Origin of the sequence: Streptomyces asoensis (assembly GCF_016860545.1) — a bacterium.
Lineage (GTDB): Bacteria > Actinomycetota > Actinomycetes > Streptomycetales > Streptomycetaceae > Streptomyces > Streptomyces asoensis.
On record NZ_BNEB01000002.1, the window covers coordinates 1,834,228 to 1,846,959 of the forward strand.

At 71.9% G+C, this 12,732-nt stretch carries 9 protein-coding genes; 7 read left to right on the forward strand and 2 right to left on the reverse strand.

Annotated elements, in window-relative coordinates:
* Positions 1–79 precede the first annotated feature (79 nt).
* The 7 genes from Saso_RS11095 to Saso_RS11125 all read left to right on the forward strand — a co-directional run bounded on the left by Saso_RS11095 (position 80) and on the right by Saso_RS11125 (position 10,920).
* Positions 80–1,543 carry an MFS transporter gene (locus tag Saso_RS11095; RefSeq protein WP_229901120.1) on the forward strand — a complete coding sequence of 488 codons (1,464 nt, stop codon included), beginning with the start codon at positions 80–82 and terminating at the stop codon, positions 1,541–1,543.
* Between the two features lie 327 nt (positions 1,544–1,870).
* On the forward strand, positions 1,871–2,905 hold the full coding sequence (locus Saso_RS11100) for a LacI family DNA-binding transcriptional regulator (protein ID WP_189919027.1): 1,035 nt from the start codon (positions 1,871–1,873) through the stop codon (positions 2,903–2,905).
* 795 nt (positions 2,906–3,700) lie between these two features.
* The gene (locus tag Saso_RS11105) at positions 3,701–4,795 is read left to right on the forward strand and encodes an ABC transporter substrate-binding protein (RefSeq protein WP_189919028.1); all 1,095 of its coding nucleotides are present in this window, start codon (positions 3,701–3,703) and stop codon (positions 4,793–4,795) included.
* A gap of 79 nt (positions 4,796–4,874) precedes the next feature.
* The gene (locus Saso_RS11110) at positions 4,875–6,434 is read left to right on the forward strand and encodes a sugar ABC transporter ATP-binding protein (RefSeq protein ID WP_189919029.1); all 1,560 of its coding nucleotides are present in this window, start codon (positions 4,875–4,877) and stop codon (positions 6,432–6,434) included.
* On the forward strand, positions 6,427–7,389 hold the full coding sequence (locus tag Saso_RS11115) for an ABC transporter permease (protein ID WP_189919030.1): 963 nt from the start codon (positions 6,427–6,429) through the stop codon (positions 7,387–7,389). The genes Saso_RS11110 and Saso_RS11115 overlap by 8 nt, the downstream gene beginning before the upstream one ends.
* A 23-nt stretch (positions 7,390–7,412) precedes the next feature.
* Positions 7,413–8,420, forward strand: a complete 1,008-nt coding sequence (locus tag Saso_RS11120; RefSeq protein ID WP_229901154.1) for an ABC transporter permease — start codon at positions 7,413–7,415, stop codon at positions 8,418–8,420.
* 136 nt (positions 8,421–8,556) lie between these two features.
* Positions 8,557–10,920, forward strand: a complete 2,364-nt coding sequence (locus tag Saso_RS11125) for an AbfB domain-containing protein (RefSeq protein WP_189919032.1) — start codon at positions 8,557–8,559, stop codon at positions 10,918–10,920.
* A gap of 72 nt (positions 10,921–10,992) precedes the next feature.
* On the opposite strand, the gene Saso_RS11130 is transcribed toward Saso_RS11125, so the two are convergent.
* On the reverse strand, positions 10,993–11,745 hold the full coding sequence (locus Saso_RS11130) for an SDR family NAD(P)-dependent oxidoreductase (protein ID WP_189919033.1): 753 nt from the start codon (positions 11,743–11,745) through the stop codon (positions 10,993–10,995).
* Positions 11,742–12,713 (reverse strand): fumarylacetoacetate hydrolase family protein, encoded by a 972-nt coding sequence (locus tag Saso_RS11135; protein ID WP_189919034.1) that lies wholly within the window; start codon positions 12,711–12,713, stop codon positions 11,742–11,744. Before Saso_RS11135 ends, Saso_RS11130 begins: the two co-directional genes overlap by 4 nt.
* Positions 12,714–12,732 lie beyond the last annotated feature (19 nt).

The following is a 12,732-nucleotide window of genomic DNA, read 5'->3' on the forward strand; positions in this document are numbered from 1 at the left end:
ATCGTCGTTCCCTGGCCTGCCGCCGGCGCCGTCGAGCAGCCCGAGTCCCTGTCCCCGATGAAAGGAGGCGGGCGAAGCGTTGCCGACTGCCGCAGTCGCACCTCCCCGTACGTCCCTGCCGACCGCTCCGGAGAACGCCACCGTCACCGACCCCGCACTCGTGAAGCGCGCCGTGAAGGCCGCCGCGCTGGGCAACGCGATGGAATGGTTCGACTTCGGCGTCTACAGCTACATCGCGGTCACGCTGGGCAAGGTCTTCTTCTCGTCCGGGAACCCGACCACCCAGCTGCTCTCCACCTTCGGCGCCTTCGCCGCGGCCTTCCTGGTCCGCCCGCTCGGCGGCATGGTCTTCGGGCCGCTCGGCGACCGGGTCGGGCGTCAGAAGGTCCTGGCCCTCACCATGATCCTGATGGCCGCCGGTACCTTCGCCATCGGCCTCATCCCGTCGTACGCCTCGATCGGGATGGGAGCCCCGCTGCTTCTGCTCGCCGCGCGTCTGGTGCAGGGCTTCTCCACCGGCGGCGAGTACGCCGGGGCCTCCACCTTCATCGCCGAGTACGCCCCCGACAAACGGCGCGGCTTCCTCGGCAGCTGGCTCGAGTTCGGCACGCTCGCCGGGTACATCGGCGGCGCCGGCCTGGTCACGCTGATGACGGCCCTGCTGTCCACCGAGGACCTGCTCAGCTGGGGCTGGCGGATCCCGTTCCTGATCGCGGGCCCGATGGGCATCGTCGGCCTCTACCTGCGGATGCGGCTGGAGGAGACCCCGGTGTTCGCGGCCGAGATCGCGAAGGCCGAGTCGAGCCGCCCGAAGGTGCCGCTGCGGCAGATGATCGTGGGTCAGTGGCGTGCGCTGCTGCTCTGCGTCGGCCTGGTGCTGGTCTTCAACGTCACCGACTACATGCTGCTGTCGTACATGCCGAGCTACCTGACCAGCGAACTCCACTACGACGACACGCACGGCCTGCTCGTCGTGCTGGGCGTGATGGCCGTGATGATGATCGTCCAGCCCTTCGCGGGCGCCCTGACCGACCGTGTCGGGCGGCGTCCGGTGATCGCCGCGGGCTGCGCGGGCTTCCTGCTGCTGTCCGTGCCCGCCCTGCTGCTCATCCGTCAGGGCAGCCTGCTCGCGGTCGCCCTCGGCATGGGCGCCCTCGGCATGCTGCTGGTCTGCTTCACGGCGGCGATGCCGGCCGCGCTGCCGGCCCTGTTCCCGACGAAGGTCCGCTACGGATCGCTGTCCATCGGCTTCAACGTCTCGGTCTCGGTCTTCGGCGGCACGACCCCGCTGGTCGTGACCGCGCTGATCGGCCTGACCGGGAACATGATGATGCCCGCCTACTACATGATGGCCGCCGCCGTGATCGGCGGGGTGGCCGTGTGGTTCATGGCCGAGTCGGCGGGACGTCCGCTGCCCGGTTCGGCGCCCGCGCTGGAGCCCGGCGACGTCCGCACCCGTCCCGGTACCCCCCGGCCGGGGCAGCGGGCGCGCGCCGCCGCAGTCGGCCCGGCCGCGAGCCGCCAGGGCGCGATGCACCCCTGACAGCCGGCATGTCCGCCTCCGTCCGGGACGCCACCGCGTCCCGGACGGAGGCGTTCGTGGATCTCCTGACCGGCGTGGCGGTGGACCGGCGGGCCGCGCACGGACGACACTTCTCCCGGTCCCGCCGAGGTGTGCGGATGCCCGGCCCTGCCCCGGCCGGACCGTCAGGACCCGTGCCCCGGGCGGGCGTCCCCCGCCTTGTCAGTACGGCGACGGCGCCTGTATAACGTTGTAAAATTCATGTATGGGGGTTCGGCGCTCGTCCAGGTGGCGACCCCGTGGCCGCACCGGCCGTCATCCGGCCGGGACGCTGCGAAAGGGAATGCCGTGCGGGTCAGCCTCAAGGACGTCGCCGCGCACGCGGGGGTCTCCATCAAGACCGTCTCCAACGTGGTGAACAACTACCAGCACGTCACGCCCGCCATGCGCGAACGCGTCCAGCGGTCGATCGACGTGCTCGGATACCGGCCCAACCTGGCCGCCCGGCACCTGCGCAAAGGGCGTACCGGCATCATCGCGCTGGCCCTGCCCGAACTCGGCAACCCCTACTTCGCCGAACTGGCGGCCGCCGTCATCGACGCCGCGGCCGCGCACGACTACATCGTGCTGCTGGACCACACCGGGGGCCATCGCGAGCAGGAGATCCTTGTCAGCCAGGGGTTCCGGGCGCGGGTCATCGACGGCCTCATCCTCAGCCCCATCGAGCTGGAGACCGAGGACCTCCGCGACCGCGCGGAGAACGTGCCGCTGGTGCTCCTCGGGGAACGTGACTACGACCTGCCGTACGACCACATCGCCATCGACAACGTGGCCGCCGCCCGCTGCGCAGTCCGGCATCTGCTCGGGCTGGGCCGGCGGGAGGTCGCCTTCATCGGCGCACGGCGGGGGCGCAGCGAACCCGCGCAACTACGCGTGCGCGGCTGGCGCGAGGAGCTCACCGAGGCCGGACTCCCGGCCGACGACGGGCTCGTGGCCGCCACCGACGGGTGGGGACACGCGGACGGGGCGGCCGCGATGAACCGCATCCTGGACTCCGGACGGCGCCCCGACGCGGTGTTCGCCTACAACGACCCGATGGCCATCGGGGCGATGCGCGTCCTGCACGAGAGGGGACTGCGCGTACCCGAGGACATCGCCGTCGTCGGTTTCGACGACGTGGTCGAAGGGCGGTTCGGCGCGGTGACGCTGACCTCCGTGTCGCCGGACAAGGAGGCCATCGGCCGGCTCGCGGTCGAATCGGTCCTGGCGCGGCTCGGCGGCGACGAGGGACCGCAGCCGCGCCGTGTCCGGGCGGACCATCGCCTCGTGGAGCGCGAGAGCACCCTCGGACGGGCTGCGACGGGCGGCACCGGCCGCGGATGACGACCGGGGGGGGAGAGAGAGAGGCGCCGGTAGCCTCGTCCACCGGACGCGTGCGGCTGTGCGTCACCTTCGCCGCCGCGCCGCTGGTCCGGAGGGAATCACCCCTGCCGTCGAAGCGGTGCGCAGGTGTCCGACCTCGGTCGGCCGAGCGGTGCGGGGGCGACATGCCCACGTCGGCGAAGCGGTGCGGCTGTGAATTGCCTCGGTGCCGATGATGTGCGGGTGCGCAGCACCGCGCGCTCGGCCCGCCGCACGGCCGGGGATGGATCCGTTCGGCGCCAAGTACCCACGCAGGCAGGCCACTTCGACGGCCATGGGTGATCCGCAGAGCGCCTTCCGGGCGCGCGACGCGTCCGGTCGCGTGCCGACTCCCGCTCGGCTCGGCGGCGTTGCTCTTTGCGGTTGCGGTGCCGCGCGGAGACGAGTCGGGCGCGGCGTCCGCGCGAGCCTGCCGCCGGTGCGGGGCCGCCGCCGGTGACGGCGCCCTCGCCGCGCGCGACGTGTTCGCCACGACCCTCGGTGTGACCGCAGAGGCGGCTGATGTCCGCCGACCGGGTTCCGCCCGGCCCCGCACAGTGCGTGCACAGGGGGTTTACAGCGCTCTTCCAACGATGTAAAAACCTCTGTGCGGCGGGTCGAACGACGTTTCCCGCCAGGGGAGCAGCTCGTTTTCTCGGCACGGCCCACGCTCGGCACCTGCTCGGCACCTGCTCGAACACGGCACGACCTGGCTCCACTTCAGCTCTGTCACCACCTCCCCAGTGTTCTTTCCGCGTCGCCCGGATCGGGGTCACCATGCAGCGCACCACTCACCGTCGTCGTCTTCTCGCCCGTCCCGTGGTCGTCTCCCTGGCCGCCGCAGTGGCGTTGACCGCCGGCTCCTGCGCCAAGTCGGAGGACGACACCGCGAGCGACGGCACGTCCTCCGCCGCCGCCGACGCCGCGCAGAAGGTCGCCTCGCCCGCCCCGGGCGGCAAGACCTGCACCGTCGACGCGTACGGCGGTGCGAAGTCGGATCTCAAGACCGCGACCGTCGGCTTCTCCCAGTCGGAGAAGGAGGCCAACCCGTTCCGCATCGCCGAGACGCAGTCCATCGAGGACGAGGCGGAGAAGCGGGGCGTCCGCCTGCTGACGGCCAACGCCCAGTCACAGTTCTCCAAGCAGATCAGCGACGTGCAGGACCTGCTGGCCAAGGGGGCCGACCTGCTGGTCATCGCGCCCCTCAACTCCGACGGCTGGGACCCCGTGCTCCAGGCCGCCGCGGCGAAGAAGGTCCCCATCGTCACGATCGACCGCAAGATCAACGCCACGGCCTGCAAGGACTATGTCTCCTTCATCGCCTCCGACTTCGTCGAGCAGGGCCGGCGCGCCGCCGACCAGATGATCGAGGCGACCGGCGGCAAGGGCGAGGCGGCGATCCTTCTCGGCTCGGCGGGCAACAATGTCACCACCGAGCGCACCAAGGGCTTCAAGGACCGGATCGCCGCGAAGGCGCCCGGGCTCGAGGTCGTGTTCGAGCAGACCGGCGACTTCGCCCGCGAGAAGGGCCAGCAGGTCACCGAGCAGCTCATCCAGTCGAAGCCCGGGATCAAGGGGATCTACGCCGAGAACGACGAGATGGGTCTGGGTGCGGTGGCCGCGCTGAAGGGCGCCGGCAAGAAGGCGGGAGACGTCGAGATCGTCACTGTCGACGGCACCCGTAACGCCGTGCAGGGCATCGTGGACGGCTGGATCAGCGGTGTGGTCGAGTCCAACCCGCGCTTCGGACCGCTGGCCTTCCAGACCCTGGACAGCTTCACCAAGGGCGAGAGCGTCGCGCAGGACATCGTCATCGAGGACAGCGCCTACACCGCGGCCAACGCCAAGGCGGGCATCGGCAGGGCCTACTGACGACACGTCAGGGGTCCGCTCCGCCGGGCGGCCCCCTCCCGCTCCCCGCCCTTTCCCGCACCGCACCCTGGAGGCACAGGTGGCACCTCCCGCCGAAGTGCTCGCCGTCCGCGGACTGAGCAAGACCTTCCCCGGCGTCCGTGCCCTGGACGACGTGGACCTGACCCTGCACGCCGGTGAGGTCCACGCCCTGATCGGCGAGAACGGCGCCGGCAAGTCGACCCTCATCAAACTGCTCACCGGCGTGTACCGGCCCGATGCCGGCGAGATCGTGTTCCAGGGCCGCCCGGTCGCCTTCGCCACGCCGCTTGAGGCACAGAAGGCAGGGATCTCGACCATCTACCAAGAGGTCAACCTGATCCCGCTGCTCAGCGTGGCCCGCAACCTGTTCCTCGGCCGCGAACCGCGCAACCGGTTCGGCGTCCTGGACGTGGGCCGCATGAACCGCGAGGCCGAGCGGACGCTGAGCACCTACGGCGTGCGGGTGGACGTGCGCAGGCCGCTGCGCACCCTGGGGGTCGGCGCGCAGCAGATGGTCGCCCTGGCCCGCGCCGTCGCCACCGAGGCGAGGGTCGTCGTCATGGACGAGCCGACCTCCTCCCTCGAACCGCGCGAGGTCGAGACCCTGTTCTCGGTGATCCGCGGTCTGCGGGACGCCGGTATCGCGGTCGTCTACGTCAGCCACCGCCTGGACGAGCTGTACGCCGTGTGCACCACCGTCACCGTGCTGCGCGACGGCCGGCGGGTCCACCGGGGCCGGCTCGCCGGCCTCGACCGGCTCTCCCTGGTGTCCACGATGCTCGGCAGGGACCTGGGCGAGGTCCGCGAGGAGGGACTCACCAAGTTCACCGGGGACCACGGCGCGGCCGCCGCCGAACCGGTGCTCGCCGCCACGGACCTGACCGTCCCGCACAAGCTGCACGGCGTGTCGCTGAGCATCCGCCCCGGCGAGGTCGTGGGCCTCGGCGGTCTGCTCGGCTCGGGACGCACCGAGACCGCGAAGGCCATGGCGGGCGCGTTGCCGACCCGCTCGGGCGGTGTCACGGTCGCCGGACTGCCGTTGCGGACCGGCTCGACCCCGGCGGCCATCCGGGCCGGCGTCAGCCTGCTGCCCGAGGACCGCAAGAGCGAGGGCATCGTCCCCGGCCTGTCGGTACGCGAGAACATCGCCCTGGCCGTGCTGCCGCGCCTGTCCCGCTTCGGGCTGGTCTCCGAGGCCCGCGTCGACGGCGTCGTCGCCACGTTCATCGAGCGGCTGCGCATCAAGGCCTCGTCGCCGCACCAGAAGGTGGGCGAACTCTCCGGCGGGAACCAGCAGAAGGTGCTGCTGGCCCGGTGGCTCGCGATGAACCCCAAGGTGCTGCTGCTCGACGAACCCACCCGGGGCATCGACGTCGGCGCCAAGGCCGAGGTGCAGAAACTCGTCGACGAACTGGCCGCCGACGGTCTGGGCGTCCTGCTGATCTCCTCCGACCTGGAGGAACTCGTCGAAGGGTCCGACCGCGTGGTCGTGCTCAAGGACGGCGCCGTCGTCGGCGAGCTGACCGGCGACGACGTCACGGAGGACACACTCATGCGCACCATCGCCGGGCACCGGCCCGCGCCGGGCAAGGGCGGGGAGGCGACCGCCGATGACTGACGTCACCCTGGGCCCCGCCGCCCTGGACAAGGCCCGCCTCCTCTCCTGGCTACAGACCTACGGCGTCTACGCGGGCGTGGCGGTGCTGCTCGTCGTCAACGCCGTCATCACCCCGCACTTCCTGACCGTGGAGAACTTCCGCACCCAGGCCGTCCAGGTCGCCCCCGTCATCATCGTCGCCCTGGGCATGGCCCTGGTCATCGGCACCGAGGGCGTGGACCTGTCCGTGGGCGCCGTCATGGCGCTGGCGGCCTCCGTGACCGCCCTCTACCTCGGCTACGGCCTGCTGCCCGCCCTGCTGGTGGTCGCGCTGTTCGCCGCCGTGGTCGGACTGGCCAACGGCGTGCTCGTCGCGTTCGTCGGCGTGCAGCCGATCGTCGCCACCCTGGCCCTCATGGTCGGCGGCCGCGGACTCGCCCTGGTGCTGCTGCCGCAGCTCAAGGACCTGCGCAACCCCGCGCTGGCCTCCCTGGGCTCCGGCGACGTCCTCGGCGTCCCGTACCTCATCCTCATCGCGACGGGCCTGGCGCTGCTGGTGGCCTTCGTGGTCCGCCGCACCACCTTCGGACGCCGGCTCCTCGCCATCGGCGACAGCCGCCCCGCGGCCCAGCTCGCCGGTCTGCCGGTGCGCCGCGTACTGATCGTCGTGTACGTCGTCTGCGCACTCCTCGCGGCCGTCGCGGGGGTGCTGGCCACCGCCCGCCTCCAGGCCGGCGACCCCACCTCGCTGGGCAACCTGATGGAACTGTCCGCCATCACCGCGGTCGTCGTCGGCGGCACCCCGCTGACCGGCGGCCGGGTGAGCATCGGCGGCACCGTGGGCGGAGCCGTCCTCATCCAGCTCCTCACCGCCACCCTCATCAAGCACGACCTGCCGCCCTCCTGGACCCAGATCGCCCAGGCCATCGTGATCGTCGCCGCGGTCTACGCGGCGCGGGGACGGGGGAAGCGTTGACCACCACGAACCCGGACGCACCCGTGACCCACGCCACGACCGGACCGCCCGAGGAGACCCGCCCGGTGGGCTCCGCCCGCTCCGACCGGCTGAGCGCCCTCGTCCAGCAGCACGGCGCGCTCGCCGTCCTCCTGCTCGTGTCGCTGGTGGCGTCGTTCTCCTTCGACTCCTTCGCCACCGGCGACAACATCGGCAACATGGCGACCGGTTCGGCCTTCCTGGCCATCGTCGCCCTCGGCATGACCTTCGTCATCGTCACGGGCGGGATCGACCTGTCCGTCGGCTCGCTGTTCGCCCTCGGCGGCGTCCTGGCGGCCTGGGGCTCACGGCACGGCACCCTCGTCGCCCTGCTGCTGCCGCTCTCGGTCTGCGCACTGATCGGCCTCGTCAACGGTCTGCTGATCGCCCGCTCCCGCCTCGCGCCCTTCATCGTCACCCTCGCCGCCATGCTCGGGGCGCGCGGACTGATGCTGGCGCTCACCGACGAGGGCGCCGACACCTACCTCGTCGGCAAGGACTCCTTCCTCGCCGAACTCGGGCAGGGCAGCACCCTCGGCCTCGCCAACCCCGTGTGGATCACCCTGGCGCTGTTCGTCGCCGGGGCCGTCGTCCTGCGCCGTACCCGCTTCGGACAGCACGTCTACGCGGTCGGCGGCAACGAGGACGCCGCTGCCCTGATGGGCGCCCCGGTGGCCCGCACCAAGATCCTCGTCTACGTCCTGTCGGGACTGCTCGCCGGACTCGCGGGGGCCCTGAACGCCGCCTGGCTCGCCTCGGGCGTGACCATCCTCGGCAACGGCATGGAACTGGAGGCCATCTCCGCCGTGGTCATCGGCGGCACCCTGCTGACCGGCGGGCTCGGCCACGTCAGCGGCTCACTGGTCGGCGTCCTGCTGCTCAAGGTGATCCAGAACGTCATCAACCAGATCGGCTCGCTCGACTCCTCCTACCAGCAGGTCGTCAGCGGCGCCTTCCTGGCGGTGGTCGTCGTCGCCCAGACCTGGCTGGGCCGCCGCCGGCACCTCATGTGACGGGGCCCCGCACCGGCCCCGGACGGCGGCGGAGCCCGTCCGGGCCCGCCGCACCGTCCGGACCCGGGCGGCCGGAGCTCCCCCCGGCCGCCCCCGCACGCGCACGTCTCCCCACCCCGCGAGTCAAGGAGGCACGATGCGTCGAACACCCGCAGACCGAGGGCCGTTCGCCCGGCTGAGACGGCGAGCGCGACGGGCCACCACCGCGCTCACCGTCCTCGTCCTGGCCGGCGCCGCGGCCCTCACGGCCACCGGTACCGCGACCGCCGCCGCCCGGGCCTGGACACCCGAGCCGGCGCCGATGACCACCCCGTGGACGAACCAGGTCCCCACCGACACCCCGCTCCCCGAGTACCCCCGCCCCCAGCTGACCCGCCCGGACTGGGCCAACCTCAACGGCATCTGGGACTTCGCGGTCACCCCGGCGGACGCCGCCCGGCCCGCCTCGTTCCCCGAACAGATCCGGGTCCCGTTCGCAGCCGAGTCCGCCCTCTCCGGGATCCAGCGCAAGATCACCCAGAACGACCGGCTCTGGTACAAGCGCACCTTCACCGTCCCCGTCGGCTGGAACGGCCGCCGCGTCCAGCTCCACTTCGGCGCCAGTGACTGGCGCACCACCGTCCAGGTCAACGGACAGCAGGCCGGCGCCGTCCACAGCGGCGGCTACGACGCCTTCTCCTACGACATCACCGGCCTGCTGAACGGCGGCACCAACACCCTGGTGGTCTCGGTCTGGGACCCCACCGAGACCGGCGGCCAGGCCATCGGCAAACAGCGCATCCGTGACGTCGCCCCGCACCCGGGCGGCGGCATCTTCTACACCGCCGCGTCCGGCATCTGGCAGACCGTGTGGCTGGAGCCGACCTCGGCGGCGTACGTCAGCCGCCTCGACCTGGTCCCGGATCCGGCGGGCGGCCGCCTCAAGGTGACCGTCCGCGGCACCGGGACCGACGGCCACCGGGCCCGCGTCACGGTCTCCACCGGCGGAACCGCCGTGGGCACGGCCACCGGAGCCGTCGGCACCGAGTTCACCGTGCCCGTCCCGAACCCCCACCTGTGGAACCCCGACGACCCGTTCCTCTACGACGTCCGGGCCGACCTGCTCTCCGGTACGACGACCGTCGACTCGGTGGGCAGCTACACCGGCATGCGCACCATCGGCCTGGGCAGTGTCGGCGGGATGCAACGCCCGCTCCTGAACGGGAAGTTCGTCTTCCAGACCGGCACTCTCGACCAGGGCTACTGGCCGGACGGCATCTACACCGCGCCCACCGACGCCGCCCTGAGGTACGACCTCCAGAAGCACAAGGACCTGGGCTTCAACATGGTCCGCAAGCACATCAAGGTCGAACCGCAGCGCTGGTTCTACTGGGCCGACCGGCTCGGACTGCTGGTCTGGCAGGACATGCCGGCCATGGATCTGCGCACCCCCGACACGGCGGCCCGCTCCCAGTGGGAGGCCGAGTACGACCGCATCATCGACCAGCACCGCAGCTCGCCGTCGCTGGTGATGTGGGTCGACCAGAACGAGGGCTGGGGCCAGTACGACCAGGCCCGGATCGCCGACGAGGTCAAGGCGTACGACCCGACACGTCTCGTGAACAACATGAGCGGCGTCAACTGCTGCGGTTCGGTCGACGGCGGCAACGGTGACGTCGTCGACCACCACGTCTACGTGGGCCCCGGCACCACCGTGCCCGGCGCCGTGCGGGCCGCCGTGCTCGGCGAGTTCGGCGGACTCGGATCCAGGGTCGCCGGACACGAGTGGTATCCCGGCGGCGGATTCAGCTACGAGGACCAGCCCGACCCCGCGCACCTGGACAACCGGTTCGTGGGCCTGCTGGACGCGATCCGCGAGGTGCGGATGCCGCGCGGCCTGTCGGCGTCGGTCTACACCGAGATCACGGACGTCGAGAACGAGGTCAACGGCCTGCTCACCTACGACCGTCAGGTGGTCAAGGTCGACGAGGCCCGGGTGCGGGCCGCCAACCGCGCGCTGATCGACGCCTCCCGGGCCCCGGCCGCGCCGGTCACCCTCCCGGCCGGCCAGTACCGGTCCCTGCGGGTGACGACCCCCGGTTACACCGACCGGTACCTGCGCCACCGGGACGGCGCGGCCTTCACCGACGTCGTCACTTCCGGCAGCGACGCGCTGCTGAGGAACGACGCCACCTGGAAGATCGTCCCCGGGCTGGCGAACGGCACCTGCTACAGCCTCGAGTCGCGCAATTATCCCGGTCAGTACCTCAGGCACCGCGACTACCGCGTCTACAAGGAGTCGGGCAGCACCGACCTGTTCCGGGCCGACGCCACCTTCTGCCCCGTCCGGGGCGCGAACGGCGCCGTGCGGCTGTCCGCGTACGACTTCCCCGAACAGTACCTGCGCCACTACAACGCCGAACTGTGGCTGGCCACCCCGGGCGGTACCCACACCTGGGACAACCCGGCACTCTTCACCGAGGACACGACATGGTCCGTGGAGGCTCCCTGGGCGCCCTGACGACGAACCGACCCCCGCGGGGACGCTCCGGCCCCGGGCACCGAAGTGGTCCGGAGCGGGCCCCGGCCGGTCTCATGCCGGGGGTTCCTGCAAGGCGTCGGAGACGGACTTCGCGCCTCCGTGGGCCGTCAGGCCGCCGTCGACGGGGATGTCGGCCCCGGTGAGGAACGACGACTCGTCCGAGAGGAGGAAGACGATCAGCGGGGTGACGTCGTCGACGGTCCCGGTGCGGCCCAGCGGGGTCTCCCGGACATTGGCCGCGCGGAACGCGGGGGCCGCGGAGGCCGTCATCCCGGTCTCGATGTAGCCGGGATGCACCGTGTTGACGCGGATGCCGCGCGGGCCGAGTTCCAGGGCGGCTACGCGCGACAGGCCCCGCAGGGCCCATTTGCTGGTGGTGTAGGCGACGGGGTAGTGGGCCGTCAGCGCCGCCGAGGAGCCGACGTTGACGATCGAGGCGCCCGGGGGCATGAGCGGCGCGAGATGCTGGATGCCGAGCAGCGGACCGGTGACGTTGACGGCGTGCACGCGCGCCATGTCCCGCGGGCCGACGTCGGCGAGGCGGGCCCGCCAGGTGACCCCCGCGTTGTTGACCAGGCCGTGGATGTGCCCGTACGTCCCGCGGAGTTCGGCGGCGAGGGCGGACCACTCCCGTTCGTCGGTGACGTCCAGACGCCCGCAGTGCTCGCCGGGTTCGAGGTCGACGGCGACGACACGAGCGCCGTGCCGTCTGAGCGCCTCCGCTTCGGCGGCCCCCTGGCCACGGGCCGCACCGGTGACCACGACGACCTTGCCCCGGAGTCTCCCGGGCGGCGGGCCGTTCATCGCGGCCGCTCCGGTGAGCGGCGCCGTCCCGTGGGGAGGGGGACGGGCTGTGCGCCCGGGACCACGGTGTTGGACACGGAGCCGATGCCCTCGACGGTGAGGGTGACGGTGTCGCCCGGGCGCAGGGCCGGCGGGGTGCGTTCGCCGCGCACACCCCACAGCTCCGCCAGACAGCCGCCGTTGCCGCAGGTGCCCGAACCGAGCACGTCGCCCGGGCGTACCCGGGTCCCGCGGGAGGCGTAGGCGGTCATCTCCTCGAAGGTCCAGGCCATGTGGGACAGCAGGTCCCTGCCGACGACCTCCTGGTTGACCTCGGCCGTCAACTCCAGCCGCAGGAAGCCCTCTTCGTCGCGGTAGGGCTCCAGTTCGTCCGCCGTGACGAGAAAGGGGCCGAGCGTCGTCGCGGTGTCCTTGCCCTTGCAGGGGCCGAGACCCACCGTCATCTCCGCGGACTGGAGGTCGCGGGCCGACCAGTCGTTGAGGACCGTGTAGCCGACGATGTGGTCACGGGCCTGTTCCGGGGTGAGGTCGCCGCCCTCGCGGCCGATGACCGCGGCCACTTCCAGTTCGAAGTCGAGCACCCGGGAGCCCGGCGGGACGGGGACGTCGTCATGGGCGCCGATGACGGCGGCCGGATTGCCGAAGTAGAAGGTGGGGGCGGCGTACCATTGCGGCGGCACTCCCGCGGCGCCGTCGACGGAACGGCGCACGCCGGCCACGTGCTCCTCGAAGGTGACGAAGTCCCTGAGGGAGACCGGCTCCACGGGCGGCAGCAGCCGCACCTCGCCGACGCGTGGCCCGGGAGGACCGTCGAGCGCGGCGGCGCCGAGGTCGAGCAGGGCGGCCAGGCTCCCCGCCGAGGCGATGAGCCCGGTGAGCGAGGAGGCTTCGGGTACCGGACGCAGCACGTCGTCGTCGACGACCGCGACACGGGTGCGGTGCTGGTGTTCGTAGGTGGCGAATCGCACGGGAACTCCTGGAGGGGCG